Source organism: Arthrobacter sp. SD1074B (genome assembly GCF_056780195.1).
In genome coordinates this window covers 195,989-221,833 of record NZ_JBRAZT010000001.1, presented here as the reverse complement: position 1 = coordinate 221,833, position 25,845 = coordinate 195,989, and the positions used below count along the sequence as shown (strand labels likewise).

Here is a 25,845-nt window from a genome sequence, read left to right as displayed (position 1 = left end):
CTTCCCGTTGCTACCCTGAGCAAATGAACCGGGCAGTAGACCGCAGGCCGCTCCGCGCGGACGCCGCGCGGAACGTCAACAAGATCATTGCCGCCGCCCGCCAGTGTTTCCGCGACCACGGCCCCGAAGTCCCGCTGCAGACCATCGCCGTCACCGCCGGAGTGGGCCCCGCCACGCTGTTCCGGAACTTCGCCGACAAAGAAGAACTCGTCCTCGCCGCCCTGCACCAGCAGTTGAAGCTGCGGGTCAATCCGGTGATCGAGGAGGCCCTGGCCGGCAAGGACGCCGCGGAAGGGCTGTTCCGCATAGTCGACGCGCTGATGGGGGTTGCCAGCGACGAGGCCAACCTCCTCGGCGCGGTGGCGGGACGCCGCGGGGTGCTCACCGGGATCACCGGTGACCTGATCGACTCGGTCGCCGTACTGCTGGGCCGCGGGCAGGGCCAGGGCACGCTGCGCAGCGATATCTCGATGACGGACATGATCCGGCTGCTGGCCATGCTGATCGGCGTGGTAGACACGATGGAGGCCGGGTCGGACGCGTGGCGCCGGCCCGTGGCACTGATGGAGGATGCCATCCGTGCCGAGCGGCCCGACCGCCCCCTGCCACCCCAGTCGCTGGTACCGGGGACCACGTACGGCACCGCATTCGGCCTTGGCTTCGGGTCTGCCTACGGATCCAAGTAGCGTTGGCCCCATGACCTGGGAAACCGCTGCCGGCGTGTTCGGCGGCCTCGTGCTGCTATATGCCGTGCTGCTGCTGCTGCTCTGGGGCTACGCACGGCGGCACCCCGAGACCGTCACCATGAAGGATGCCCTGCGGCTGCTGCCGGATCTGCTCCGGCTGATCCGCCGACTGCTGGCCGACCGCACGGTCGCGGTGGGGGTGCGTGTCCGGCTGGGCCTGCTGCTGGTTTACCTGCTCTCGCCGATCGACCTGGTGCCTGATTTCGTGCCGGTGATCGGTTACGCGGACGACGTCGTTATCGTCGCCCTGGTGCTGCGGTCCGTGGTGGCCCGGGCCGGCGTGGAGGCGGTGGAGCGGCACTGGCCCGGCACTCCCGAGGGCCTGCAGCTCATCCTGAAGCTGGCAGGCCTCGGCGCCGCGCGCTGAGGCCCGGCAACCACCGGCCGTTATGGCGCGAAAACCTTCCCGCTGACGAGGGCTGCCGATGCCTTCCGGCTCAACATGGAGGGGCATACCCGCGGCAAGATCGTCGTCACGGTGGACGGCGCCTAGAGCCGCCTGATCCAGGGCGGTTCAGCCGTCCGCGGGCTTTTCCTTGGCTTCGTGGAGGTGGTGGGCCTCCTGCAGGTGCTGTTGCAGCTTCTCCTCGGCCTCCCGGCGGCGGCGCGCCATTTCGCGCAGTTCACGGGTGGCCTCGGCCCCGGGGGACACGAAGTGTTCGTGTGTCTTGGGATGGTGCGCCTTGCCGGCCGTTTCCGGGTTCACGGCTTCCGGATCGTCCGGGCCGGAGGCAGCGGCATTCGGCACGTCTTTATCGGTCATCATCGAATGCTCGCACCGGCCGCCCGGCCGGACAAGGGGCTAAAGACCGTTGAGCGTCCGGCGGCGGCACTCAGTTCCAACCCAGCAACCGCAGCCCTGCCGCGGCGCCGGCGCCGGCCAGGACCACCACCAGGAACGGCGCACGGAACCAGAGTGCCACCGCGGCCGCCGCGAGGGCGCCGAGCCGGGCGTCCAGTGCCAGCGACTGCCCGGACGCCACCGTGTTCACGACGGTCAGGGAGGCCAGCAGCCCGATCGTCATGGTGCCCGCGATCCGGGACATCCGCGGATTGCGCAGCAGGCTGGCGGGCACCAGGTACCCCACCAGTTTCCAGGCGTAGGCCAGCAGGCAGGACAGCAGCAGCCACAGCCAGAGCGTCACGAGGCTTCCCCCGGGCCGCGGCCGGCCGCGTGGTGCGGCTCGGCGTACGGGTCGACGTCGGGCTCAAGCCCTTCGTCGCTCCGGCCGTGACTGAACCAGCCGACCACCGCCGCGACGAGCGCGGCAACCAGGATCGGCACGCCGGCCGGCACCAACGGCACGGCCAGGACGGTGGCCAGGGCGCAGACGACGGCGATCGCGACGGGTTCGCGGCCCTTGAGCCGCGGCCAGAGCAGGCCCAGAAAGGCCGCCACGGCAGCGCCGTCGAGCCCCCACTGCTTCGGGTCTCCCAGGGCGCTTCCGGCCAGCGCCCCCACCGCGGTGAACAGGTTCCACAACACAAAGACGCCGATCCCCGCGGTCCAGAAGCCCCGGCGCTGCTCTGCGGGGTCTGTCTGGCCGGTGCTCGTGGCGGTCGATTCGTCGATGGTCACGTGGGCGGCAGCGAACCGGCGCCAGCCCCGGGGCTGGAGCAGGGCGTTGAGCTGCATGCCATAGATGCCGTTGCGCATGCCCAGCAGGGTGGCCGCGCTCATGGCCGCGACGCCGGAGCCGCCGCCGGCCACGACGCCGATGAAGGCGAACTGCGAGCCGCCGCTGAAGAGCAGCAGGCTCAGCGCCATGGTCTGCCAGAAATCCAGCCCGGACGTCACGGACAGGGCCCCGAACGAGACCCCGTACAGTCCGGTGGCGATGCTGATGGACAGCCCGACGCGGACCGCCGGGGATTGCGTGAACCTCAACGGCGCGGCCGCTTCGGGACCGGCCTGGCCAGGCTCCACGCCCAGGCGATGAGCGGCGCCTGCAGCGGCAGGCGCAGGCTGTGCAGGCGGCGCTGGGCCGGGGTACCGTCGGGGCCGAACGCCTTGCGGAGCGCGTCCAGGTGTCCGGCGAGGAAGGCGGTGAACATGGCGGTGACGCCGGCGGCGGCCGCGCGGCGGGTGGGCGGGACCAGCAGCCCGACGGCGGCGCCGGCCTCCAGCAGCCCGCTCGCCGCGACCCATTCCTCGCGGGACAGCACAGCGAGGGGCCCGTTGCGCCGGCTGCCGGAGTCATCACGGCAGAGGAAATCCGGGACCACCGGGGCGAAGAATCCGGGATCGCGGAAGTGTTTTGCCGCGCTGGCCAGCAGCAGACTGCTCAGGGCGGCCGCGGAGAGTGTCTGGGTTGCCCGGGGGGACCAGCGAAAAGGCATGGGACCATGCAACCACAGCCGCGGGGCACCCGGTAACCTGGGGCCGTAACGTGTGCCGCGGGCTGCGAACACGGGACTTTCCGCAGGGGTCCGGCAACGGCGGCCCGGAGTACCTTGTTGAGTATGAGCAGTGTCGTGGAAATGGCCGGCGTCGTGAAGCGGTTCGGGGCCGTGACCGCCCTCGATGGCCTGGACTTCGAGGTGGCCGCCGGGGAAGTACACGGTTTCCTGGGTCCCAACGGGTCCGGCAAGTCCACCACGCTGCGGCTGCTGCTGGGCCTGCTGCGGTCCAACGCCGGATCCATCCGGGTGCTGGGACTGGACCCCTGGCTCGACGTCGCGACGCTGCACCGCCGGCTGGCGTACGTCCCGGGCGACGTGGCGCTGTGGCCCAACCTGACCGGCGGCGAGGTGATCGAGCTCCTCGGCCGCTTGCAGGGCGGCCAGGACCGGGCTCGTCGGGACCGGCTGCTCGAGCTGTTCGAGCTGGATCCCACCAAGAAGGCCCGCACGTATTCCAAGGGCAACCGGCAGAAAGTCGCGCTCGTCGCGGCGCTGGCCACCGACGCCGAACTGTTCCTGCTGGACGAACCCACCAGCGGCCTGGATCCGCTGATGGAGGATGCCTTCCGCGGCTGCGTCCGCGAGCTCCGGGCGCAGGGCCGCACCGTGCTGCTCAGCAGCCACATCCTCAGCGAGGCCGAGGCGCTCTCCGACCGGGTCAGCATCATCAGGGCCGGCCGGGTGGTGGAGACCGGCCCGCTGGAGCACCTGCGGCACCTGACCCGCACGTCCGTCACCGCCGACGTCGCCGCCGTACCGCAGGGATTGGAACTCCTGGCCGGCGTGCACGATGTGGTGGTGGCCAACCACCGGATCAGCGCCCAGGTGGATCCCGCCGGCCTCGGCCCGTTCCTGCAGGCCCTGACCGCGGCCGGCCTGCGGGCACTCACCAGTCAGCCGCCCACCCTCGAGGACCTCTTCCTGCGGCACTACGGCGCCGGAAACGGCGCACGAGCGGGCAGCGCCGCCGGGTCCGAAGCCGAGGGCTCCGCCACCGCGGGCGCCGGCGGACGGAGCCCCGCCGGGCCGGGGTCCCCGGGGCCGGGGGCCGGCAATGCCTGAAACGCTGGCCGGCACCGGGACGCTGGTCCGGCTGGGGCTGCGGCGGGACCGCTGGCTGCTGCCGGCGTGGGTGCTCGGCTTCGCCGTGGTGGCGTATTCGACGGCGGCGGCCGGCGCGGATCTCTACCCCGACGTCCGCAGCAGGATCGAGGCCGCCAACGCCTTGAATGCGACCGCTTCGATGGTGGCGATGTTCGGCCGCATCTACGATCCCGCCTCGCTGGGGGCACTCTCGCTGATCAAATACACCGCGTTTATGACCGCCATCCTCGCGGTCCTGATAGCCATCCTGATCATCCGGCACACCCGGGCCGACGAGGAAAGCGGACGGCTGGAGCTGCTCGGCGGCGGACGGCTGGGACGCGACGCGGCCCTGGCTGCCGCCCTGGTGATCGGTCTGGGCGCCAGCCTGGGTGTGGGGCTGCTGTCCGCCGCCGGCCTGACCGCCGGGGGCCTGCCGGCCGCCGGGTCGCTGGCCTTCGGCCTCGGCTGGGCCGCCACCGGGATGGCCTTCAGCGCCGTGGCCGGCGTCGCTGCGCAGCTGACCGCGAGCGCCCGCGCCGCTACCGGGCTCAGCGTCGGCGTCATCGCGGTGACCTACGGCCTGCGCGCCGTCGGGGACCTCGCCGAACCGGGACCGTCGTTCCTTTCCTGGCTCTCGCCGATCGGCTGGAACCAGCAGATCAGGGCGTTCGCCGGGGACCGGTGGTGGGTGCTGGCCCTGCCCGTCGCGCTGTGCGTCCTCCTCATCCCGGCCGCGTTTGCCCTCCGGGCGCGGCGGGACCTTGGCGCGGGGCTGCGCGATGAACGCCCCGGCCCGGCCGTCGGCTCTCTCACCGGCGTCTGGGCGTTGGCCGTGCGCCTGCAGCACCGGGTGTGGCTGGCCTGGGCGGTGGCCTTCGTCGCTTTTGGCGTGGTGATCGGGTCCCTGGTCAGCAACGTGGCACAGATGCTCAGTTCCCCCAACGCCCAGGACCTGATCAAGCTGATCGGCGGCACGAACGCTCTCAGGGACGCCTTCCTGGCCGCGGAGATCAGCATCATGGGCCTGCTGGCCGCGGCCTACGGTGTGGCGGCGGCAAACCATTTGCGCGGCGAGGAATCCGCGGGCCACACCGAGGCCCTGCTGGCGACAGCCACCACCCGCAGCCGCTGGGTGAGCAGCCACTACGTTTTCGCCCTGGCCGGTGTCGCGGTGCTGATGGTGCTGGCCGGGGTATCGATCGGCGTCGGCGCCGCAGCCGCAGTCCAGGACGCCGGGCTGGTGGGCCGCGCCACGATCGCCTCGCTCGCCCAGATTCCCGCCGCGTGGGTGCTGACCAGCGTGGCGCTGGCGGTGTTTGGCTGGGCGCCCCGGCTGGCCGGGGCGGTCTGGGGTGTACTGCTGGCCTTCGTGGCGCTCGGAGAGTTTGGGGTGCTGTGGAATGCCCCGGGATGGCTCATGGACCTCTCCCCGTTCCGGCACTCCCCGCTGCTTCCGGTCGGTGCCGACGCGGTGCCCGCGCTGGCGGCCCTGACAGCCGTCGCCGTCGGACTCGCGGCGCTCGGATACCTCGGCTGGCGGCGCCGGGACCTGGCCGCGTAGCAGGAAGCGCCGTCAGCAGCGGGCAAGTCCCTACAGCGGGGCGAGCAGCTGGGCGCGGACCTCGGCGGGGCGGTTGGTAGTGAGCTCCTGGATGCCCAGATCCCGGCAGAGGGCGACGTCGTCCGCCGAGTCCACGGTCCAGACCCGGAAGCGGCGCCCCGAATCCAGCCAGCGCTGGACTGTTCGCGCGTGCCCGCGGACGTAGCTGATGCCGGGGCCGGCCAGGCCCACCTCGCAGTCGTCCAGGATCCGCTCCCCCTCGGTCTGCGCCGCCTTCAAGACGTTGGCCAGGGCGCCGCCGGTGATGGGCCCGAGCCCCAGTTCCTCCCTGATTTCCTCCACGTTCACGTCGTCCACGAGTTGGCAGATTGCCGCGGCCGGCACGGACTGGAGCAGGTGCTTCACCGAGTCGGGGCTGAAGCTCATGAAGGAGACCCGGATGTTGTCCAGCATCGAGGTGGACCGGTCCCAGCCCTCGGCTTCAAGGACCGCCAGGACCCGGTCCTCGAGTTTGAGCTGGTAGGGGCTGGGGTGCTTGAGTTCAATCGCCAGCCCTATCTTGCGGCCGGCCAGGCGCAGGATGTCCAGCAGCTCAGGGAGGGTCAGGAACTGCTCGGAGGGGGCACCGTATTCTTCGGGGATCCGGGCGCCCTTCCAGGAACAGAAGTCCAGCAGCCGCAACTCCTCCAGGGTGTGGTCCGCAACCGGGCCGGTGCCGTTCGAGGTGCGGTCAAGGTTGGCATCGTGGAGCAGCACCGCGTGCTGGTCGCGGGTCAGGTGGACATCGCACTCGACGCCGTCCGCGCCGTCGGCGATGGCCTGCAGATAGGCGGCACGGGTGTGCTCGGCGAAAGCTCCGCTGGCGCCCCGGTGCGCATAGACCAGCGGGCGGGCGGCGGCGGACTCCTCGATTGTCATGCTGACACGTTAGCGGACGTGGGTGGCCGACGCGCGGCTAGGCTGGGCACATGCAGGTGAACACTGAACGACCCGCCAGTACCGCCGTCCCCCGGGTCAGCACCGAACACCGGCTCTCCGCCGCTGACGCCGAAAAGGCCGCTGCGCTGCGGAAGATGAAGCTGCTGGCCGTGTCGCTGCTGATCGGCATGGCGGTCATCTTTGTGGTCGCCTTCGCCCTGCAGAAGCAGTACCCGGCGCTTCAGTACGTCCGGGCCGCGGCCGAGGGCGGCATGGTGGGCGCCCTCGCGGACTGGTTCGCCGTGACGGCCCTCTTCAAGTACCCGCTGGGCCTGAAGATCCCGCACACCGCGATCATTCCGCGGCGCAAGGACCAGATCGGGGCGTCGCTGGGCGAATTCGTGGAGACCAACTTCCTCTCCGAACAGGTGGTCAAGGAAAAGCTAGCCAGCGTGGACGTCGCGCGGAAGATCGGCGGCTGGCTGTCCGGGCCGGGAGGGCCCGAGCGGGTGGCCAAGGAGGGTGCCGCCGTGATCCGCGGCGCCTTCACGGTGCTGAACGACGACGACGTCCAGGCCGTCATCGAGGGCATGGTCCGTAGGCACCTGCTGGCGCCGCCGTGGGGACCCCCGGTGGGCCGGCTCGCTGAGCGCGTGTTCGACGACGGCCACCACCACGCGCTCGTGGACCTGCTGGTGGACCGCGCGGTGGACTGGGTGCGGGACAACCACGAGACGGTCAACCGGCTGGTCACGGACCGCTCCCCCACCTGGGTGCCCACCTTCGTGGACGGGCTCGTGGGCGACAAGGTCTACGTGGAGATCCTGAAGTTCACCCGCGCGGTGCAGGGCGATCCGCAGCACCAGGTCCGGCTCTCGATCGACAAGTACCTCAAGGAGCTGGCCCAGGACCTGCAGCACGATCCGGTCATGATCGCCCGGGCCGAAGGCATCAAAGCCCAGGTGCTGGGCGACCCCGAGGTCCGCGAACTCGCCTCCCGCACGTGGGGCACTGTTAAAGCCGCCCTGTTGGCCGCCGTCGACGATCCGCACAGCGAGCTGACCGTGAAGTTCAAGGCCGCCGTGCACGACTTCGGCACCCGGCTGGTGGTCGACCCCGAGCTGGCCGGCAAGGTGAACACCTGGATCGGCGACGCCGCGGGCTACCTCGTGAACAACTACCGCGCCGACATTGCCGGGGTGATCACCGATACCGTGGCCCGCTGGGACGCCGAGGAAACCTCGCAGAAGATCGAGCTCCAGGTCGGCAAGGACCTGCAGTTCATCCGGATCAACGGCACCGTGGTGGGCGCCCTCGCCGGGCTCGCCATCTTCACCGTGGCGCACCTGCTCTTCGGCTAACCACTCAGCGCGAACGGACACTTAAGGCCCCACCCAACGCGCGAACGGACACTTAAGGCCCCACCCAACGCGCGAACGGACACTTAAGGCCCCACCCAACGCGCGAACGGACACTTGCGGCCCGCTAGACGGGCGCGACCCTGGCCGCGGCGCGGCCATTCAGGGCGAAGACCGTGAACGCCAGCGCCGCGAGTGCCGTGACCACGAGCAGCATCAGCCCGATCGAGTAGCTGCGCGCCGCGGCGTCGTAGGTGGCGCCCATAACCAGCGGCGGGAAGTAGCCGCCCAAGCCGCCGGCGGCGCTGACCACCCCGCTGATGCTGCCGACCTTGCCGTGCGGGGCGAGCACGCCGACCCAGGCGAAGACACCGCCCGTCCCCAGTCCCAGGGCGGCTGCCATGGCGACGAATGTCAGTCCGGCGGGCACATCGCCGTCGGGCTGAAGATTCACTACCCAGGCCAGCACGGCCACGCCGGTGAGCGACACCATCACCACGGGCTTGGGTCCGAACCGGTCCGCGAGGACGCCGCCCACCGGCCGGGCCAGCACGGCGGCGAGGGCGAACCCGGCCGTGCGCGCACCGGCGGCGCTGGGGTCGAAGCTGTAAATGTCGCGCAGGTAGGTGGGAAGGTACGTTGCGAAGGACACGAACCCGCCGAACACCACCGCGTAGAGGAAACACATCTTCCAGGTGACCGGCGTCTTCGCGGCGTCGAGCTGCTTGGGCAGGACCGGGGTGTCGGTGCGGTGCCAGGCCGGCGACTCCTTCATCAGGAACCAGACCAGCGCGGCCATGACGGCCAGGACCCCGGCGATCAGCAGGTGCGTGGGGAAGTACCCGATCCAGGCGACCAGCCGCGGGTTCAGGTAGGCGGCCAGCGCGGTGCCTCCCATCCCGGCGCCGAAGACCCCGGTGGCGAAGCCGCGCCGCGAGGGTTCATACCAGGCGCTGACGAAGGGGATGCCGACGGCGAAAACCGTCCCGGCCACGCCAAGAAGCAGCCCGGCGCCCAGCACCAGCGCGAAGGAGCGGACGGTGCCGCCGACCGCCACCAGCAGGATCGGAACAATGGCCGCCAGCAGCACGAAACTGAACAGGGCGCGGCCGCCGTACTTGTCCGTCAGGGCGCCGACGACGATCCTCCCCAGCGAGCCGACGAAAACCGGCATCGCGACGAGGATGCCCGTGGTGGCCGGGTTCAGCTGGAGGTTCTGCGTATAGAAGGCCCCCAGGGTGGCCACCGAGTTCCACGCCCAGAAACCGGCCACCGAGGCCGCGGTGGCGAGCACCAGGTTGAGGGTCCGGCCGCCCGGGGCGGCTGCGGACGGGGACACTGTTCCGGCCACTGGGCTCTCCTTTCGATTCGGCGGGGCGGGTTCAGCGCTGCGGGTTCAGCAACGCGGCTTCAGCAGAGCCAACTGGTCACCGGTTCCGGGTGTCCCGGTCGCGGGTTCCGACGGCGGACCAGCCGCGGCGGGCGGCGGTGGAAGAGGACCGCGCGGCGGACGCGCCGGCTTTGGCGCCGTCCCGGTCGCGGTCCCGGGAGCGGTACACGATGTAGGGCCGGAAGAGGTAATGGAACGGCGCCGTGAAGGCGTGGACGAGGCGGGTGAACGGCCAGATGACGAACAGCGCCATGCCCACCAGGGTGTGTAGGTGGAAGGAGAACGGCGCCGCCGCCATCGCCGCGATGTCCGGCTGGAAGATGAACAGCGAGCGGAACCACGGGGCCACGGTCTCGCGGTAGTTGTGCCCGTGCCCGCCCTCGAAAACGCTGGCAAGGGTGGTCCAGAGCCCGAACACGATCGCACCGGTCAGCACCACGTACATGGTCTTGTCGTTCTTGGTGGTGGCCATAAACACCGGCCCGGTGGTGCGGCGGCGGTAGATCAGCAGGATGATGCCGCCCAAGGTGCCAACTCCGGCAATGCCGCCCACCAGCAGGGCGTTGAAGTGGTAGAACTCCTGGCTCATACCCACGGTCTGGGTCCACGCCATCGGAATGACCAGGCCGAAGAAGTGCCCGGCGATCACGGCGAGCAGGCCGAAGTGGAATAACGGCGAGGCGATCCGCAGGAGCCGGGATTCGTAGAGCTGCGAGGACCGCGTGGTCCAGCCGAACTGGTCATACTTGTACCGCCAGATAAGGCCGCCGACCAGCACCACGACCATGACGTAGGGCAGCACGCCCCACAGCACGATGTCTAGGGCGGATAGTTCGACGGCGGATCCGGGCTCGACGTCGAAGGCCGGCATGGTCAGGCCCCCTTTACGGGCAGCAGACGGGGATCGTACGGGTCCAGGCCCACCGCTTCGCTGGGCGGCCCGTAGCCGGCCATCCGCATCACGGCCTGCTCGTCTGCCGGTGATTTCCCGGGCAGCGTGGCGCAGATGGCCTGCAGGACCCTGGCGTGCGGCATCTCGTCCCGGAGCAGCCCGAAGCGGAGCATCTCCAGGCTGGCCCGGAACCGGCTCAGCAGTTCGCGGCCGGCCGCAAGGTCCACCCGCGCGGCGTACTCCAACACCATCGGCAGGTAGTCGGGCAGTTCGCCGTGCGTGTCCACCAGAATGTCGCTTTGCCGGTACGTCTTCTTGAAGTTGCCCAGCACTTCGCCGCGGCGCCGGGTGTCCCCGTCGGTCCAGTAGGACAGGTGCAGGGCATGGCGCTTGCCGAGGTCGAACTCGCGGACGTAGTGGGCCTGGATTTCCATCGGCGGCACGGATTCCAGCCGGTCCAGGACCTCCCGGAAGTCCGCTCCGGCGCCGGGGAACTCGGCCAGGGCGGCCCGCATCAACGGGACCCGGCCGATCAGTTCCTCGTCCGGGTAGGACAGGCACCAGGCGGCGGCGAGGTAGACGACCTGCTCGTGGCGGCTCACGGCCGCTCCCCCGTCCGGCTGCCGGAACCAGGAACGGGTCCGGGACCTGGCTGCTTGTCGGGGAACAGGCCCGCCGGCGCGCCCGTCCCGTCCCAGTTCAGCAGGTTTACCCGTCCACGCAGCGTCGTTTCGCCGGGTGCGGCGCCGGAGGTCTGCCGGTCCTTCAGGGCGTTGAAGGTTTCCACCGCCACCGGGACGGGCCTGCCGCTGGCCTCGCCGAACGGCGAGGAATCCTGCATGCCCGGTCCGCCCTCGAAGTCCAGCGAGCAGCCCATTTCCTCAAGGTCGTGCGCCTGCTCCACATGGGCCTTGGGGATCACGTAACGCTCCTCGTACTTGGCGATCGCCATCAGCCGGTACATCTCGTACATGGTCTGGCTGTCCATCCCCACTGCTTCCGGGATCGAGTCATCCGGATCGTTGCCGAGGCTGATCCCGCGCATGAAGGAGCGCATCGCGGCGAGCTTCTTCAGCACCGCGCTGACCCGGTCCGCGTCGCCGGCGGTGAAGAGTTCCGCGAGGTACTCCACCGGGATGCGCAGCGAGTCGATGGCGCCGAACAGGTTCCCGGCGTCCTCGCCGTCGTGCCCCTGGTCCCGCAGCAGATCGACGACGGGTGAGAGCGGCGGGACGTACCAGACCATCGGCATGGTCCGGTATTCGGGATGCAGCGGCAGCGCCACCTTGTAGACCTTCGCGAGGGCGTAGACCGGCGAGCGCCGGGCGGCGTCGATCCAGTCCTCCGGGATGCCCTGGGCCCGGGCTTCGGCCTGGACGGCGGGGTCGTTCGGGTCCAGGAGTACGTCCATCTGGGCGTCGTAAAGGTCCTGGGGGTCGGTGACGGCGGCCGCCGCGGTGACGGCGTCGGCGTCGTACAGGAACAACCCCAGATACCGCAGCCGGCCCACGCAGGTCTCCGAGCACACTGTCGGGAGCCCCACCTCCACCCGCGGGTAGCAGAACGTGCACTTCTCGGCCTTGCCGGTCTTGTGGTTGAAGTAGATCTTCTTGTACGGGCAGCCGGTGACGCATTGCCGCCAGCCGCGGCACTTGTCCTGGTCCACCAGCACAATCCCGTCCTCCACGCGTTTGTAGATCGCGCCGGAGGGGCAGGAAGCCATGCAGGACGGGTTCAGGCAGTGCTCGCAGATCCGCGGCAGGTAGAACATAAACGTCTGCTCGTAGGCGAACTTGATTTTGTCCTCGGATTCGCGCCGGACCTTCTCCACGATCGGGTCCAGGTGGCCGTTCTCCGGGGAACCGCCCAGGTCATCGTCCCAGTTCGCGGACCAGGTGATCTTGGTGTCCTCCCCGGTGATCAGTGACTTGGGCCGCGCCACCGGGAAATCGTCGCCCAGCGGCGCGTCCACGAGGGTCTTGTAGTCGTAGGTCCACGGCTCGTAGTAGTCCTTGAGCTCGGGCTGGACCGGGCTGGCGAAGATCCCCAGGAGCTTCTTGACCCGGCCACCTGCCTTGAGCACGAGTTTGCCGCGCTTGTTCAACACCCAGCCGCCGTGCCACCTCTCCTGGTCCTCGTAGCGGCGCGGATAGCCCTGCCCGGGGCGGGTTTCGACGTTGTTGAACCAGACGTATTCGGTGCCCGCCCGGTTGGTCCAGGCCTGTTTGCAGGTCACGGAACAGGTGTGGCAGCCGATGCATTTGTCCAGGTTCATGACCATGCCCATTTGAGCCATCACACGCATCAGTACTGCACCTCCTGGGAACGACGGCGGACGGTGGCCACCATGTCGCGCTGGTTTCCGGTGGGGCCAAGATAGTTGAAGGCGTAGGCCAGTTGGGCGTAGCCGCCGATCAGGTGTGAGGGTTTGACCAGCAGCCGGGTGACGGAGTTGTGGATGCCGCCGCGCCGCCCGGTGGCCTCGGACTTGGGCACGTCGATGGTGCGTTCCTGGGCGTGGTGGACGTAGACGACGCCGGCCGGCATCCGGTGGCTGACGATCGCGCGGGCCACGAGGACGCCGTTGATGTTGACGCACTCCACCCAGTCGTTGTCCTTGACCTGGATGGACTCCGCGTCGGCCGGGCTCATCCAGACCGTGGGACCGCCGCGGGAGAGCGAGAGCATCAGCAGGTTGTCCTGGTATTCGGAGTGGATGGACCATTTGGAGTGCGGCGTCAGGTAGCGGACCACCACCTCCAGTTGCCCGTCCCGGCCGAGTTTGGGTTCGCCGAAGAGCCTGTGCATGTCCAGTGGCGGCCGGTAGATCGGCAGCGCCTCGCCGATGTCCCGGATCCAGTCGTGGTCCAGGAAGAAGTGCATCCGGCCGGTCAGCGTGTGCCAGGGTTTGAGCCGCTCCACGTTGATCGTGAAGGGTGAATAGCGCCGGCCTCCGGTTTCGGAGCCGGACCATTCCGGTGAGGTGATCACCGGGACCGGGCCGGCCTGGGTCTGGGCGAAGGTGATGAACTTTTCCTCCGACCCCTCGGACAGGTCCGCGAGTTGCCGGCCGGTGCGCACTTCCAGGTCCTTGAAGCCCTGGACGGAGAGGGCGCCGTTGGTGGTGCCGGAGAAGGCCAGGATCGCCTCGGCCATTTTCGCGTCGGTGTCGATTGCGGGGCGGCCGTCCGCTGCGCCGCCGAGCATCACCCCGTTGGAGCGGCTCAGCCGTGCCAGCGGGCCGGCGAGTCTGTAGGTGACGTTCTTGACCGTGAAGCCCAGTTTGTCGGCCAGCGGCCCGACGGCGGCCAGCTTGTCCGCGATGGCCGTGTAGTCCCGCTCCACGACAGAGAAGATGGGCATGTTCTGTCCCGGCACCGCGGGGATGGACGCGTCCCGCCAGTCCCGCACAATGCCGCCGGGCTGGGCGAGCTGGCCCGGGGTGTCGTGCTGCAGCGGCACACTGACCAGGTCCCGGCGGACGCCGAGGTGGACTTTGGCCTGGCGGGAGAACTCCTGGGCCAGCAGGTGGAAGGTGTCGAAGTCCGTCTTGGTCTCCCATGGCGGGTCAATCGCGGGGGTGAAGGCGTGCACGAAGGGGTGCATATCGGTGGAGGACAGGTCGTGCTTCTCGTACCAGGTGGCGGCCGGGAACACGACGTCGGAGAGCAGCGTGGTGGAGGTCATCCGGAAGTCGGCGGAGACCAGCAGGTCCAGCTTTCCTTCCGGGGCCTGCTCGTGCCATTTCACGTCCTTGGGCTTGAGGCCTTCCGCGTGGTCCCTGCCCAGGACGTTGTTGTGGGTGCCCAGCAGGTTCCGCAGGAAGTACTCGTTGCCCTTGGCCGAGGAGCCGAACAGGTTCGAGCGCCACAGCACCAGGGTCCGGGGCCAGTTCTCCGGGGCGTCCACGTCCTCGATCGCCGGGTTCAAAGTGCGGTTTTTGAGGGCGTCCGCAATGTAGCCGGGGGTGTCTTGCGCGGTGCCGGCGGCGACGGCGGCTTCCGCCTCGTCGGCGAGGTCCAGCGGGTTGCGGTCGAACTGCGGGTAGAACGGCATCCAGCCCAGCCGCGCGGACTGGGCCATCGCGTCCGCGGTGTGCATGCCGTCCAGCGCGCCGGTGGACAACGGGGATTTCAGCGCGTCCGCGGAGTAGCCGTCCTGCCGCCACTGGTCCGTGTGCATGTACCAGTAGCCGGTGCCGATCATGGTCCGCGGCGGCCGGGCCCAGTCCAGGGCGTTCGCCAACGAGACCCAGCCGGTGGCGGGGCGGGTTTTTTCCTGGCCGACGTAGTGCGCCCAGCCCCCGCCGTTGCGGCCCATGCAGCCGGTCAGCATCACCAGGGCCAGCACCGCCCGGTAGGTGGCGTCGCCGTGGAACCACTGGCAGATCCCGGCGCCCATGATGATCATGGAGCGGCCATTGGACTCTTCTGCGTTGCGGGCGAACTCCCGTGCCACCCGGATGCAGGCCTGTGCGGGGACGGAGGTGATCTCCTCCTGCCAAGCCGGTGTGTACGGCGTTGTGGCGTCCTCATAGCCGGCGGCCCACTCCCCCGGCAGCCCATCGCGGCCCACGCCGTACTGGGCCAGCATCAGGTCGAAGACCGTGGTGACCAACTGGCCTTCCACCTCGAGGACGGGCACCCCGCGCCGGAGCACGCTGCCCTCACCGCTTGCGTCCTCGAAGCACGGCAGCAGGATCTCGGCGCTGTCAGCGGAGACCTCGCGCAGCGACAGCGCCGGTTTGATCCCCTGCAGATCCAGGTTCCATTTGCCTTGGCCGCTGCCGGAATAGCGGAAGCCCATCGAGCCGTTGGGCACGGCCGGTCGACCGGACTTCTTGTCGAACAGCACGGTGCGGAACGAGGCGTCCTCCGCCAACGACTCGGCCGGGAGGTCCTTGGCGGTGAGGAACTTCGCCGGGGTGAGGGAGCCGTCGTCGCGCGGTTCCAGCCGGACCAGGAACGGCAGGTCGGTGTACTGGCGGACGTAGTCGGAAAAGAACGGCACCTCGCGGTCGACGAAGAACTCCTTGAGCATCACGTGGCCCATGGCCATCGCCAGGGCGGCGTCGGTGCCGGCCTGGGCGGGGAGCCACTCGTCAGCGAACTTCGTGTTGTCCGCATAGTCCGGGCTGACCGTGACGACCTTCGTGCCGCGGTACCGCACCTCGGCCATCCAGTGCGCGTCCGGGGTGCGGGTCACGGGGACGTTGGAGCCCCACATCATCAGATAGCGCGCGTCCCACCAGTCACCGGATTCCGGGACGTCCGTCTGGTCGCCAAAGACCTGCGGGCTGGCCACCGGCAGGTCGGCGTACCAGTCGTAAAAGGACGTCATCACCCCGCCGATGAGCTGGATGAAACGGGTCCCGACCGCGTGCGAGACCATCGACATCGCGGGGATCGGGGAGAACCCGGCGCAGCGGTCCGGACCGTAGGTCTTAATCGTGTTGACATGCGCGGCGGCGGCAATTTCGATCGCTTCCTGCCAGGACACCCGGACCAGGCCGCCTTTGCCGCGGGCCTGCTGGTAGCGGCGGCGCCGCTCCGGGTCCCCCGCGACGTCGGCGAAGGCCAGCACCGGGTCGCCCAGCCGGGCCTTCGCCTCGCGGTACATCTCGACCAAGACACCGCGGGCGTAGGGGAACCGGACGCGCGTGGGCGAGTAGGTGTACCAGGAAAACGCCGCCCCGCGGGGGCAGCCTCGAGGTTCGTATTCCGGGCTGTCGGGGCCCACAGAGGGGTAGTCCGTCTGCTGGGATTCCCAGGTGATGATGCCGTCCTTGACGTACACCTTCCAGGAGCAGGAACCGGTGCAGTTGACCCCGTGGGTGGAGCGGACCACCTTGTCGTGGCTCCACCGGTCGCGGTAGAAGATGTCGCCCTTGCGGCCGCCCTCCCGGAACACGGCCCTGCCATCGTCGGTCTGGTCCCATTTCGTGAAAAAGCGGCCGAGCTTCAACATTGCGTCCGAGGCGGGTCCATCTAACCCCGCGGGGCCTCCGGCAGTCATGCCCCCAAAGCTATGGGCCGCACTTTGGCCCGGCTAGGGCCTTAGGACACTGGGCAGCGCAGGGGCCGCAAGTGTCCGTTCGCGCCCCAAAAAGGGCCGCAAGTGTCCGTTCGCGCCCCAAAAAGGGCCGCAAGTGTCCGTTCGCGCCCCTGCTAGTCCCGCTTAGGCGAAGGGCTCCAGCTCGACGCCGGCCTTCTCCAGCGCGGCGCGGACGGCGGCGGCCACCGCGACCGAGCCGGGGGTATCGCCGTGCAGGCACAGGGAATGCGGCGAGAGCGTCACCACGGTGCCGTCGATCGCCAGTACCTCGCCCTTGAGCGCCAGGCGGAGCGCCCGCTCGACGATCTCGTCCGGGTCTTCGATCACCGATTCCTCCTCCAGGCGCGGCACCAGGGTGCCGTCCGGGAGGTAGGTGCGGTCGGCGAAGGCTTCGTGGAAGACGGGGTGGCCGGCTTCCCGGGCGAACCGGAGCAGGGCTGAACGCTCCAGACCCAGGATGGGCAGGCCCGGGTCGTAGGCCTGGATGGCGGCGACCACGGCGGCGGCCTGGTCCTCGTCGTGCACCGTGCGGTCGTAGAGGCCGCCGTGCACCTTGACATAGTCCACCGAGGCGCCCACCGCGTGGGCCACGCCGTCCAGCGCCCCCAGCTGGTAGAGGACCGACCCGAACAAGTCGTCGAAGGTCATGTCCAGGGCGCGGAGGCCGAAGCCCGCCAGGTCCGGGTAGCCCAGGTGGGCGCCCACCCTGACGTCAAATTCGTAGGCCGCGCGGCAGGTGTCCAGCATGGTGACCGGGTCCCCCGCGTGCATACCGCAGGCCACGCTGGCGCTCGTGACGAGCGGGAACATGGCGGCGTCGTCGCCCATGGTCCAGGAGCCGAAGGACTCCCCCAGGTCAGCGTTCAGATCCATGGGTTCCGCCTTCCAGATCCGGGCCGGCTTCCGCGGCGGGAGCGCCGGGCTTCAGCTCGCCCGGGATGGTCACCGGCATCGGACCGAAGGCCTCCTTGGCGTTTTCGACGACGGCGCGTCCCATGATCCGGTTGCCGACGCCGCCCACCACGGCGCCGACGCCGAAGGGCAGTGCCCGGCCCAGCAGCGCGGTGCCCTGGCGCTTGAGCAGGTTCCGCAGGAAGGCCCGCTGGATCCGCTCGCGCACCGAGCCAAAGCCGATCATCGGCGCCCGGCGTGCGAACAGCGTGCCCCAGGCCTGCGTGGGGCCCTTGCCCTGTCCGGCGGCCTGGCCGCTGAGGGAGCTCAGCAGGGCAGTGCCTTCTTCGCCGAGCATGATGGCCATGACCAGCGTGCTCGCCCGTTCCGGATCGACCATCCGCACTCCGTGCAGTTCCGCCAGCGAGGTTGCGAACAAGGCGGTGGCCTCCAGGAAGCCGACGGTCGCGGCGGCGGAGAGGCCCAGCGCGGCCACGGTGCCGACGCCTGGGATCACGGCAGAGCCGCCGACGAGGGCACCGCCGCCGGTGACGGCGGCCAGGTAGTTGCGTTCCAGGATGGCTGCGAGCTGCGCCGCGGTGGCCTGCGGGTGCTTCCGCTGCAGCCGGCGCAGGTTCGCCAGGACCAGCGGCCGCTGGATTTCCACCGCGCGCAGGAGCATGTTGTGGACGCCGGGCTTGGGCTTGCCGTCGGCGTCGAACATTGCGCTGTGGGCGGTCTTCTGGGCAATTTTCATTGCCGGGTTGCTGCGCTTGGCCATCATCGCCTCTCCGTGAACCATAAGGGTGCTGAACTTCGTCCAGCCTTAACACTAGGCCACGCGCCGGCCGGCCGCGGGGGACGGCTGCTGCTCCGGTCCAGCGCCGCCAGTCCGGCGCGGCCCGTCAGGGGCCGTCGGGCCGGACGGCTAAAACGCCCACGACTCGGCCAGCGCGATGAAGGCCGAGGAGGACGGGCCCAGTGGGCCCGGGTAGACCGACGGCCCGCCCGGCCATTCCACCCCGAATTCGGCGAGCCGCCCGGTGCTGCAGGGCAGGTACACGTTGCTCAGGGCGGCGCTCGCGTCGCCGAGCTGGAAGTCGGGGGCGGCGAACTGCCGCCGGTCCAGGACGCCGCTGATGGCCAGCTCCGCCTTGTGGCCGGTGGCGCGGAAGCCCGACGCCGGGTCCACCTGCACCCTGAACTCGTCGTGGGTGTGGCTAATCCCGGCCAGCGGGAAGCGAGCCGCCTCGGGAAAATAGCGGGTGAGTTCGGTGGCCAGGGTCTCCGCAAGGGCTGCATTGGCGCCGTAGCTGCGCCAGCCCTGCAGGGTGGCCACCAGCAGGGCGCTCCCGGCGCCCCAGCGGGACCAGTCGGCCTGCCAGAACGTAGCGAAGCAACTGGCCGGTTCGCCGGGCACCTGGGCTCCGCGGGAGTCCGCCGGGTGCAGTGCCAGGCCCGCGTTGATCCCCACCAATGCCAGGCTGCGCCGCGCCGGTGCGGTGGCCGTTTTCTCCATGGCAGGAGCCTAACGGGACGGCAACGGCTGCGGCCGGAAGCTCCCTGCCTCCGGCCGCAGCCGTGTCCTGTACCGCGTTGCCGCCTGGCGTTCCCGCCTGGGCGGGTGGCGTTTAGCGCGGCGTGCGGATCAGCTTCTTGTTCACGAACTCGTCCATCCCGAACCGGCCCAGCTCGCGCCCGACGCCGGAGCGCTTGACGCCGCCGAACGGCAGGTCCGCCTGCGTTTCGGCCACGGAGTTGATGAAGACCATGCCCGTATCCAGACGGTCCGCTACGTCCTGGGCCTTCTCCGCGTCCGCGCTGAAGACCGAGCCGCCGAGACCGTACGGCGACCCGTTGGCCAGCTCGATGGCCTCCTCGGCGCTGGCCACCTTGTAGATGACCGCGGCCGGCCCGAACAGCTCCTCGGAAAAGGCGCGCATCTCCGGCGTGACATCGGTCAGCACGGTGGGCTCCACGAAGGCGCCGGGGCCGTCCACGTGGTGGCCGCCGGTCCGCAGGGTGGCGCCCTTGTCCACGGCATCCTGGATCTGTTCGATCAGGCCGTCCGCGGCGCTCTGCGAGGAGAGCGGGCCGAACTTGGTGTCGTCCAGCAGCGGGTCCCCCGGCGTGATCCGGGCCATCCGGGCGGTGAACTTCTCCACGAAGGGTTCGTAGAGGTCCTCGAGCACGATAAACCGCTTGGATGCGGTGCAGGCCTGCCCGGCGTTGCCCATCCGGCCGCCCACGGCAGCCTTGACGGTGGCGTCCAGGTCATCGGCGTCGAGCACGATGAACGGGTCGCTGCCGCCCAGCTCCAGCACGTACTTCTTCAGGTTCCGGCCAGCGACCTCGGCCACCGCCGAGCCGGCCCGCTCGCTGCCGGTCAGGGAAACGCCCTGGATCCGGCTGTCGGCGATGACCTCGGCGACTTGCTCGTTGCTGAGGAACAGGTTGGTGTAGGCGCCCTCCGGGAGGCCGGCGTCCTTGAAGATGTCCTCGATCGCGAGGGCCGACTGCGGGCAGCTGCCCGCGTGCTTCAGCAGGATCGTGTTGCCCAGGACCAGGTTCGGGGCGGCGAACCGCGCCACCTGGTAGTAGGGGTAGTTCCACGGCATGATGCCGAGCAGGGGGCCGACCGGAGCGGAGCGGACGACGGCGGACCCGCCGCCCTTGACCTCCAGCGGCTCGTCCTTGAGGAAGCCCGGACCCTCCGCGGCGTAGTAGTCGTAAATGTCGGCGACCAGCTGCACTTCGCCGCGGGCCTGGGCCACCGGCTTGCCCATCTCGGTCGCGATCAGCCGGGCAAGCTCGTCCTGGCGTTCCCGGTACAGTTCGGCGACGCGGGCGATCACCTTGGCGCGCGCTTCGACGGGGGCCATTCGCCAGGCCTGGAACGCCTGCTCCGAGGCCGCGAGCGCGGCTTCCACCTCGCCGGCGGTCGCCAGCGGGAATTCCTTCAACGTTTCTCCGGTTGCGGGGTTCACTGTCTTGTAGGCAGTCATAGGTCCACCATCTCCGTTTCTGGCTGGTTCAAGCCGGTTCGGGCGCGGACCGCAGGTGGCGCCAGGTACGGCGCCGGCGGCGGTTCCCGCCCAGTGCGTGGGGCCGGCCTGTCCTTTAGGTCAGCACCGGGTCCCATAGGCGCCAACCGGCACCCGCCCCCGACTATTCCATCCGGGTCCCCGCCACCGGCCAACGGCCGCTAGTTGACGGCGCGCACCACCGGGATCGACGCCGTCGGCGGTCCGCCGGGGAATACCGTGGGCTGCGGGCTCATGACGGCATGCAGCGGCACATTCACCGGCTCGCTGCCGACCGTGAACCGTTCGCCCCGCACGTCGACGTCCAGCGGCGCACCCTCCCGAACGCTCAGCCGCAGCGCCGCATGGTCCAGCTCGACGCGCAGCAGCCCGCCCCGGAGTTTCAGGTGGAACGACAGGCCGTCCCATTCGGAAGGCAGCCGCGGATCGAAGTAGGGCACATCGCCCTGGTCCCGCAGGCCCGCAAAACCGCTGACCAGCGAGCTCCAGACCCCGCCGGTCGAGGCGATATGGACGCCGTCGATCGTGTTGCCGTGGGTGTCGTCGAGGTCGATGTAGAGCGCGTGGATGAAGTGGTCCAGCGCGGCCTTGCCGTACCCCACCTCGGCAGCCATGATGCCCTGCACGCAGGCGGACAGGGTGGAGTCGCCGGTGGTGATGGGGTCATAGAAGTCGAAGGCGCGGCGCTTTTCCTCGGCGGTGAAGTCCTGCCACTGCAGGAACATCGCCAGGACCGTGTCGGCTTGTTTGAGGACCTGGTGCCGGTAGATCACCAGCGGGTGGAAGTTCAGCAGCAGCGGGTACTTGGACCGCGGCGTGCTCCAGTCCCACGGCTCCAGGGTCATGAAGTCGTTGTCCTGCGAGTAGACCTGGAGGTCCTCGTCGAAGGGCAGCTGCATCCGGTTGGCGGCCTGCTCCCAGAGCTCCCGCTCCTCGTCGTCGATCGCCGGGTGGTCCAGCGCCGCGGCGGCACGCAGGTTAAAGCGGGCCATGACGTTGGTGTAGAGGTTGTCGTTGACGACAGCGGTGTATTCGTCCGGGCCGGTGACGCCGTGGATGTGGAAGAGCCCGTCCTTGCCGAAGAAGCCCAGCGACGCCCACATCCTTGCGGTCTCGATCAGCAGCTCGGAGCCGAGGGTCTCCTGGAACCCGGTGTCCCCGCTGGCCCAGATGTAGCGGTTCGTGGCGAAGGCGATCGCGGCGGCGATGTGGAACTGCGCGGTGCCGGCGGCGTAGTAGGCGCTGGCCTCCAGGCCGTTGATGGTGCGCCAGGGGAAGAGGGCGCCGTCCACGCTGAGCTCCTTGGCGCGAACCCGGGCTTCGGGCAGCAGGTCGTGGCGGAATTCGAGGACCTGGCGGGCGTTGCCCGGGCTGGTGTAGGTCAGGTACGGCAGCAGGTACACCTCCTGGTCCCAGAAGTAGTGCCCGTCGTAGCCGGAGCCGGACACGCCCTTCGCCGGGATGCCGGCCACGTCGGCGCAGGCCGTGGCCTGCGCGAGCTGGAAAAGATTCCAACGGATGGCCTGCTGCAGTTCGGCCTGGCCGCCCACCACGATGTCGCTGGTGGTCCAGTAGTCACGGTAGTGTGCCTCGCTCTGGGCGAAGATGTCGGCCAGCGGCAGCAGTGACCTCTCGGCGGTGTCCGCGAGGTCCTCGTCCGGGGACGGCCCCACCGCGTAGCTGACGCTTTTTTCCAGCACGAACGGCGCGTCCGCGCTGACGGCGAGGACGTAGCGGACGCTGCTGTCGTCCTGGTCCACCTGCGTGTCGAACGGCTGGACTCCGGCCGAGGTCCAGTGGTCCACGGCCATGCCGAGCCGCTGCTTGGACTCGGCAGCCTCCCAGGACAGCCGGAGCGAGCCGTCGCCGCCGTCCAGCCGCAGCGGGAGCAACACCCGCCCGGCGTGCCGGCCGGCGCGGCGCGGGTCATGGGCGGAGTGGTCCTCCACCGGCTGGTCCTGCCGGTTCACCACGGCGGAGGTCACATCGGCGGAGATGTCCCGGTCGGCCGCGACTTCCAGGGAGATGCCGAGGGCACCGCGCGCCTGGTACCCCACCGCGCGGCGTTCCGTGGTGGTCACCGTCGCGCCGGAACGGCACTGCCAGACGATCTGGCATTCGTAGACGCCGGTCGCGAAGTCCACGCTTCGCCGGTAGTCCAGCACGGTCGATTCCTCCAGGCTGAGCATCTCGCCGTCGATCACCACAACGAAATTGTTGGCATCCGGGACGTACAGGATGCGCTGGCCGGTGCGGGCGAAGCCGTAGGCGTTCTCCGCGTGCTTGATGTCCCAGATTTCGTGGAAGCCGTTGATGAAGCTGCCCGGAAGCTCGGCGTCGGCGGCGGCCCAGTGGGCTCCCCGGATGCCGAGATGGCCGTTTCCGAGGCTGAAGAGGGTCTCCAGCGTCCCGGCATTGCCCGGCAGGTGGACGGTTTCCACAAGCTGCCAGGGGTCGTTGGGGAACCTGGCGCGGTCCGAGGTGATGAGAGCCATGGTGGCGGTCCTTTGGCGGTGACGGTTGTGCGGGTGGGTGCCGGCGGAGGCCGGCTAGAGCAGCTCGGCCAGGTCGTTGACCACGATCGTGGCGCCGGCGTCGAGCAGGGTCTGCCGGCCCGCTCCACGGTCCACGCCGATGACCGAATGGAAGCTCCCCGCGCTTCCAGCCTGGACACCGGAGACGGCGTCTTCGACGACGACGCACTCTTCACTGGGCAGGCCCAGCAGCCGTGCGGCGTACTGGTAGGTGGCCGGGCTGGGTTTGCCCGGCAGCCCCTCGGACACTGCGACGACGCCGTCCACGACCACCGGGAAATAGTCAGACAAGCCGGCGGCCTTAAGCACCGGGACGGCGTTGCGCGAGGAGGAGACGACGGCGAGCTTGAGGCCGCGCTGGAGCGCGGCCTCAATGAAGCGGACGGAGCCCTCGAAAGGCTTCACGCCGCCAGCGGCGACGATGTCGTTGAAGACCTTGTTCTTGCGGTTGCCGAGGCCGTGCACCGTGTCGTGCGCCGGGTCGTCGTCGGCCGGCCCCTCGGGCAGCACGATGTTCCGTGAGGCGAGGAAGTCACGGACCCCGTCGAAGCGGGGCTTTCCGTCGATATGGTCGAAATAGTCGCTCTCGCGGTAGCCCTGTGCCTCCGGAACGTTCTTGAGGAAGCCGTCGAAGAGTTCCTGCCAGGCGCGCTCGTGCACCACCGCGGTGGGGGTCAGGACGCCGTCAAGGTCGAAGAGGATGGCAGAGGCACCGGCGAACACGCCGGCTTTGGCGGGCGTGGCGGTGGAATTCTCGGTCATGGAGTGAAGGTCCTTTCAGACGGGGGCAGGGAAAGCCTTGGGAAGGTTGGTGGCCCCCGCGGGACGGCGCTCCGGGGCCGGGCGCTCTTCTGGGGGGCGTTGGCCGGCATCAGCGCCGGCGGCGGGTACTCCTGCGCTCGACCAGCTTGGTCTCCAGCAGGTGCGTGGCGGGGGGATTCGGAAGCCCCGAGCGGTGCAGCCTTTCGATCAGCAGGTTGGCGGCGAACGCGCCCTGGTCGGCGACCGGCTGGGCAATAGTCGTCAGCCCGAGAAACCAGCTCATCTGATGATCGTCTATTCCAATGATGGAGACGTTTTTCGGCGCTGACAATCCGAGGTCCCGCAGGGCCATCAGTGCTCCGAAAGCGGTCTCGTCGCAGCCGGCGAACACTGCGGAGGGAGTCCGGCGGTTTTCGATCAGCTCTGTCATGGCCCGGCGTCCGCCCTCGATGCTGGACCCGGCGTCGAGCACGAGGTCGGGATCGACGGTCAGCTCGTGCTCGGCCAGGGCCAGTTCGAAGCCGCGCCGCCGCGCGTCGGCGGTGTCCACCGAGCGGTCCCCCGGCTCCCGTCCGGCCAGCATAGCCAGGTCCCAGTGGCCCAGGCCCAGCAGGTGGCCGGTGGCTTGCCGGGCGGCCCCTTCGTTATCAATCCCGACGTTGTCCCACGGCACTCCGCGCATGCCCACGCTCGCGACGGCGAGGCCGGAGGCTTCGAGGGCGGCTATCTCGTCGCCGTCGAGGGCGACGTTCAGCAGCAGGACCCCGTCCACCCGCTGGGCCAGCCCGGCGAGGTCGCCGAAGAGCTTGCGCTGCACGCTGGGCCGGTTGCGCAGGCTGATCAACACCGTGTCGAAGCCGCTGTCAGCGAAGACCTCCTCGGCGGCCTCAACGGCCCGGGCGAAGAACCACGCCGTGGCGGTGGGGGTGATGATGGCCACCGAGCCCGTGCTGCCGCCGGCCAGCCGGGCGGCCGCGGACGACGCCTTGTAGCCCAGTTTGGCGGCCGCGTCAGTGACTTTGGCCTGGGCCTTTTCGGACACGTTGGGGAGGTCGCGGAGGGCCCGGGAGACGGTGCAGATGGAGAGCCCGGAAAGGGCTGCGACGTCCTGGATGGTCACGCGTGGAGCCTTAGCCATGCGACACGGGCCTGGACCTTTCTTCCCCCTGCAGTAGTGGGCCGATCAAATTGGCCAAAGATGAGTGTAAGCGCTTATAAATTCGGCGCGCAAGTGGCAGCCGCTGTCCATCGAATGGAATTGCCCGGCGGCGCGGAAGGCGGCGTCCGAGGCGGCTCAGCGCAGCACGTAGTGGCGCAGGTAGGCGCCGACGTCCACGAGTTCGGCCGCAGAGATCGAGTGGCCCATTCCGGGGTAAGTACGCGCCGTGAGCTGAGTGTTCCGGTGCAGCCAGTCCTCGGTGTGGGCCGTCGCGGCGTCGTTGATTACCGGATCCGCTTTGTCCCGCCCCCAGAAGAACGGGGGCCGGGCGTCGAAGGACTCGCTCATGGCGAGCAACTCGTTGTCCAGCACAAAGCCGGACAGCCCGACGACAGCGCGGAAGCCCTCCGGCCGCAGCCGCAGCAGGGTGCTCGCCATGGCCATGCCCTGGGAGTAGCCCAGCAAGCTGACGCTGCTGTGCCGGTCCTTGACGGCGTCGATCCAGCTGAAGACCGAGTTCGTGGCGGCGATGACGTCCGCAAAGTCGTGGGTGAGGAAGTAGTCCAGCAGGAACCAGCCATAGTGGTCGCCGATCACCTTCGGCCCGCGCAGGGCGGCGCAGGTGAACGCGGGCGGCAAGCTGGGGAACAGTTCCGCCATGCGGGTCTCGTCAGTGCCGTAGCCGTGCAGCATCACCAGCAGCGGGGTGCCGGCACGCTCGGCCTCCGGCTTTGACCAGACCACAGTATCCATGGGGACAGCCTAGCCAGCCCGGCCGGGCCGATGCCGCGCCAGGCCGCGGGGCCGCCTCGGTGAGGGCCTTCGCGCGCGTCCCCGCTGAGCCCGGGGATTTCCGCTACGGAGTCGGACAGATGCACCTCGGATCCGCGCTGCGCTTGCCCGGAATTGACGCGGTCGTCCGGAAACGCCGCGGAAATGGACGCGGCACGGCCCGATCCGGCCCCTCACCTGCGGATTCGCCTGCAGCTCGGCCACGGAATCGTTGAAAGGACACTCGACGGGCTGTAGCGTGACGTTTGACAGCAT

The 25,845-nt window shown here is 69.5% G+C and carries 24 protein-coding genes; 6 read left to right on the top strand and 18 right to left on the bottom strand.

Features of this window, described 5'->3' with window-relative positions; translation table 11 throughout:
• Positions 1-23 precede the first annotated feature (23 nt).
• Genes ACUYM2_RS01095 through ACUYM2_RS01085 form a run of 3 tightly spaced genes read left to right on the top strand, consistent with a single transcriptional unit; the run spans position 24 to position 1,239 of the window.
• Positions 24-686: a TetR/AcrR family transcriptional regulator gene (locus tag ACUYM2_RS01095; protein ID WP_481598385.1), complete on the top strand. Its 663-nt coding sequence runs from the start codon at positions 24-26 to the stop codon at positions 684-686.
• Between the two features lie 10 nt (positions 687-696).
• Entirely contained in the window at positions 697-1,113 is a 417-nt protein-coding gene (locus tag ACUYM2_RS01090; RefSeq protein WP_481598384.1) for a YkvA family protein, read from the top strand.
• A gap of 42 nt (positions 1,114-1,155) precedes the next feature.
• A complete protein-coding gene (locus ACUYM2_RS01085) occupies positions 1,156-1,239 on the top strand; it encodes a hypothetical protein (RefSeq protein WP_481601368.1) in 84 nt (27 codons plus the stop codon).
• 21 nt (positions 1,240-1,260) lie between these two features.
• Here ACUYM2_RS01085 and ACUYM2_RS01080 read toward each other — a convergent pair whose 3' ends face one another.
• The 4 genes from ACUYM2_RS01080 to ACUYM2_RS01065 form a co-directional block, all read right to left on the bottom strand.
• Positions 1,261-1,509 carry a hypothetical protein gene (locus ACUYM2_RS01080; RefSeq protein ID WP_481598383.1) on the bottom strand — a complete coding sequence of 83 codons (249 nt, stop codon included), beginning with the start codon at positions 1,507-1,509 and terminating at the stop codon, positions 1,261-1,263.
• A gap of 70 nt (positions 1,510-1,579) precedes the next feature.
• Positions 1,580-1,891 (bottom strand): AzlD domain-containing protein, encoded by a 312-nt coding sequence (locus tag ACUYM2_RS01075; RefSeq protein WP_481598382.1) that lies wholly within the window; start codon positions 1,889-1,891, stop codon positions 1,580-1,582.
• Positions 1,888-2,679: an AzlC family ABC transporter permease gene (locus tag ACUYM2_RS01070; protein ID WP_481601367.1), complete on the bottom strand. Its 792-nt coding sequence runs from the start codon at positions 2,677-2,679 to the stop codon at positions 1,888-1,890. The genes ACUYM2_RS01075 and ACUYM2_RS01070 overlap by 4 nt, the downstream gene beginning before the upstream one ends.
• Positions 2,631-3,086: a DoxX family protein gene (locus ACUYM2_RS01065; RefSeq protein ID WP_481598381.1), complete on the bottom strand. Its 456-nt coding sequence runs from the start codon at positions 3,084-3,086 to the stop codon at positions 2,631-2,633. The genes ACUYM2_RS01070 and ACUYM2_RS01065 overlap by 49 nt, the downstream gene beginning before the upstream one ends.
• 123 nt (positions 3,087-3,209) lie before the next feature.
• Here ACUYM2_RS01065 and ACUYM2_RS01060 point away from each other — a divergent pair, with 123 nt between their 5' ends.
• Together ACUYM2_RS01060 and ACUYM2_RS01055 are read left to right on the top strand one after the other, a co-directional pair.
• Positions 3,210-4,211 (top strand): ABC transporter ATP-binding protein, encoded by a 1,002-nt coding sequence (locus ACUYM2_RS01060; RefSeq protein ID WP_481598380.1) that lies wholly within the window; start codon positions 3,210-3,212, stop codon positions 4,209-4,211.
• A complete protein-coding gene (locus tag ACUYM2_RS01055) occupies positions 4,204-5,796 on the top strand; it encodes an ABC transporter permease (RefSeq protein WP_481598379.1) in 1,593 nt (530 codons plus the stop codon). Before ACUYM2_RS01060 ends, ACUYM2_RS01055 begins: the two co-directional genes overlap by 8 nt.
• A gap of 30 nt (positions 5,797-5,826) precedes the next feature.
• Here ACUYM2_RS01055 and ACUYM2_RS01050 read toward each other — a convergent pair whose 3' ends face one another.
• Positions 5,827-6,714, bottom strand: a complete 888-nt coding sequence (locus ACUYM2_RS01050) for a glycerophosphodiester phosphodiesterase (RefSeq protein WP_481598378.1) — start codon at positions 6,712-6,714, stop codon at positions 5,827-5,829.
• Between the two features lie 50 nt (positions 6,715-6,764).
• Here ACUYM2_RS01050 and ACUYM2_RS01045 point away from each other — a divergent pair, with 50 nt between their 5' ends.
• Positions 6,765-8,075, top strand: a complete 1,311-nt coding sequence (locus ACUYM2_RS01045) for a DUF445 domain-containing protein (protein WP_481598377.1) — start codon at positions 6,765-6,767, stop codon at positions 8,073-8,075.
• Positions 8,076-8,199: 124 nt separating this feature from the next.
• On the opposite strand, the gene ACUYM2_RS01040 is transcribed toward ACUYM2_RS01045, so the two are convergent.
• The 13 genes from ACUYM2_RS01040 to ACUYM2_RS00980 form a co-directional block, all read right to left on the bottom strand.
• The gene (locus ACUYM2_RS01040; RefSeq protein ID WP_481598376.1) at positions 8,200-9,423 is read right to left on the bottom strand and encodes an MFS transporter; all 1,224 of its coding nucleotides are present in this window, start codon (positions 9,421-9,423) and stop codon (positions 8,200-8,202) included.
• Positions 9,424-9,499: 76 nt separating this feature from the next.
• The gene (gene narI / locus ACUYM2_RS01035; RefSeq protein WP_481598375.1) at positions 9,500-10,333 is read right to left on the bottom strand and encodes a respiratory nitrate reductase subunit gamma; all 834 of its coding nucleotides are present in this window, start codon (positions 10,331-10,333) and stop codon (positions 9,500-9,502) included.
• Positions 10,334-10,335: 2 nt separating this feature from the next.
• A complete protein-coding gene (gene narJ / locus ACUYM2_RS01030) occupies positions 10,336-10,956 on the bottom strand; it encodes a nitrate reductase molybdenum cofactor assembly chaperone (RefSeq protein ID WP_481598374.1) in 621 nt (206 codons plus the stop codon).
• Entirely contained in the window at positions 10,953-12,659 is a 1,707-nt protein-coding gene (gene narH, locus ACUYM2_RS01025) for a nitrate reductase subunit beta (RefSeq protein ID WP_481598373.1), read from the bottom strand. Before narH ends, narJ begins: the two co-directional genes overlap by 4 nt.
• Positions 12,659-16,369: a nitrate reductase subunit alpha gene (locus ACUYM2_RS01020; protein WP_481598372.1), complete on the bottom strand. Its 3,711-nt coding sequence runs from the start codon at positions 16,367-16,369 to the stop codon at positions 12,659-12,661. The genes narH and ACUYM2_RS01020 overlap by 1 nt, the downstream gene beginning before the upstream one ends.
• Positions 16,370-16,531: 162 nt before the next feature.
• Positions 16,532-17,281 (bottom strand): LamB/YcsF family protein, encoded by a 750-nt coding sequence (locus tag ACUYM2_RS01015; protein ID WP_481598371.1) that lies wholly within the window; start codon positions 17,279-17,281, stop codon positions 16,532-16,534.
• The gene (locus ACUYM2_RS01010) at positions 17,265-18,080 is read right to left on the bottom strand and encodes a hypothetical protein (protein ID WP_481601366.1); all 816 of its coding nucleotides are present in this window, start codon (positions 18,078-18,080) and stop codon (positions 17,265-17,267) included. Before ACUYM2_RS01010 ends, ACUYM2_RS01015 begins: the two co-directional genes overlap by 17 nt.
• A gap of 147 nt (positions 18,081-18,227) precedes the next feature.
• Entirely contained in the window at positions 18,228-18,818 is a 591-nt protein-coding gene (locus ACUYM2_RS01005) for a hypothetical protein (protein WP_481598370.1), read from the bottom strand.
• A 112-nt stretch (positions 18,819-18,930) separates the two neighbouring features.
• A complete protein-coding gene (locus tag ACUYM2_RS01000) occupies positions 18,931-20,304 on the bottom strand; it encodes an NAD-dependent succinate-semialdehyde dehydrogenase (RefSeq protein WP_481598369.1) in 1,374 nt (457 codons plus the stop codon).
• Positions 20,305-20,504: 200 nt separating this feature from the next.
• Complete coding sequence (locus ACUYM2_RS00995; RefSeq protein WP_481598368.1) at positions 20,505-22,838, bottom strand: glycoside hydrolase family 65 protein; 2,334 nt, start codon at positions 22,836-22,838, stop codon at positions 20,505-20,507.
• A gap of 54 nt (positions 22,839-22,892) precedes the next feature.
• Positions 22,893-23,639: an HAD family hydrolase gene (locus tag ACUYM2_RS00990; RefSeq protein ID WP_481598367.1), complete on the bottom strand. Its 747-nt coding sequence runs from the start codon at positions 23,637-23,639 to the stop codon at positions 22,893-22,895.
• A gap of 109 nt (positions 23,640-23,748) precedes the next feature.
• Positions 23,749-24,759 carry a LacI family DNA-binding transcriptional regulator gene (locus tag ACUYM2_RS00985; protein WP_481598366.1) on the bottom strand — a complete coding sequence of 337 codons (1,011 nt, stop codon included), beginning with the start codon at positions 24,757-24,759 and terminating at the stop codon, positions 23,749-23,751.
• 174 nt (positions 24,760-24,933) lie between these two features.
• Positions 24,934-25,551: an alpha/beta hydrolase gene (locus ACUYM2_RS00980; protein ID WP_481598365.1), complete on the bottom strand. Its 618-nt coding sequence runs from the start codon at positions 25,549-25,551 to the stop codon at positions 24,934-24,936.
• Positions 25,552-25,845: the final 294 nt, after the last annotated feature.

Excerpts from the sequence above, each read along its gene's own strand:
- ACUYM2_RS01095 (WP_481598385.1), top strand. The coding sequence starts at position 24 with ATGAACCGGGCAGTAGACCGCAGGCCGCTCCGCGCGGACGCCGCGCGG.
- ACUYM2_RS01090 (WP_481598384.1), top strand. The coding sequence starts at position 697 with ATGACCTGGGAAACCGCTGCCGGCGTGTTCGGCGGCCTCGTGCTGCTA.
- ACUYM2_RS01080 (WP_481598383.1), bottom strand. The coding sequence starts at position 1,509 with ATGACCGATAAAGACGTGCCGAATGCCGCTGCCTCCGGCCCGGACGAT.
- ACUYM2_RS01065 (WP_481598381.1), bottom strand. The coding sequence starts at position 3,086 with ATGCCTTTTCGCTGGTCCCCCCGGGCAACCCAGACACTCTCCGCGGCC.
- ACUYM2_RS01060 (WP_481598380.1), top strand. The coding sequence starts at position 3,210 with ATGAGCAGTGTCGTGGAAATGGCCGGCGTCGTGAAGCGGTTCGGGGCC.
- ACUYM2_RS01055 (WP_481598379.1), top strand. The coding sequence starts at position 4,204 with ATGCCTGAAACGCTGGCCGGCACCGGGACGCTGGTCCGGCTGGGGCTG.
- ACUYM2_RS01050 (WP_481598378.1), bottom strand. The coding sequence starts at position 6,714 with ATGACAATCGAGGAGTCCGCCGCCGCCCGCCCGCTGGTCTATGCGCAC.
- ACUYM2_RS01045 (WP_481598377.1), top strand. The coding sequence starts at position 6,765 with ATGCAGGTGAACACTGAACGACCCGCCAGTACCGCCGTCCCCCGGGTC.
- narI (WP_481598375.1), bottom strand. The coding sequence starts at position 10,333 with ATGCCGGCCTTCGACGTCGAGCCCGGATCCGCCGTCGAACTATCCGCC.
- narH (WP_481598373.1), bottom strand. The coding sequence starts at position 12,659 with ATGCGTGTGATGGCTCAAATGGGCATGGTCATGAACCTGGACAAATGC.
- ACUYM2_RS01020 (WP_481598372.1), bottom strand. The coding sequence starts at position 16,369 with ATGACTGCCGGAGGCCCCGCGGGGTTAGATGGACCCGCCTCGGACGCA.
- ACUYM2_RS01015 (WP_481598371.1), bottom strand. The coding sequence starts at position 17,281 with ATGGATCTGAACGCTGACCTGGGGGAGTCCTTCGGCTCCTGGACCATG.
- ACUYM2_RS01010 (WP_481601366.1), bottom strand. The coding sequence starts at position 18,080 with ATGGCCAAGCGCAGCAACCCGGCAATGAAAATTGCCCAGAAGACCGCC.
- ACUYM2_RS01005 (WP_481598370.1), bottom strand. The coding sequence starts at position 18,818 with ATGGAGAAAACGGCCACCGCACCGGCGCGGCGCAGCCTGGCATTGGTG.
- ACUYM2_RS01000 (WP_481598369.1), bottom strand. The coding sequence starts at position 20,304 with ATGACTGCCTACAAGACAGTGAACCCCGCAACCGGAGAAACGTTGAAG.
- ACUYM2_RS00995 (WP_481598368.1), bottom strand. The coding sequence starts at position 22,838 with ATGGCTCTCATCACCTCGGACCGCGCCAGGTTCCCCAACGACCCCTGG.
- ACUYM2_RS00990 (WP_481598367.1), bottom strand. The coding sequence starts at position 23,639 with ATGACCGAGAATTCCACCGCCACGCCCGCCAAAGCCGGCGTGTTCGCC.
- ACUYM2_RS00980 (WP_481598365.1), bottom strand. The coding sequence starts at position 25,551 with ATGGATACTGTGGTCTGGTCAAAGCCGGAGGCCGAGCGTGCCGGCACC.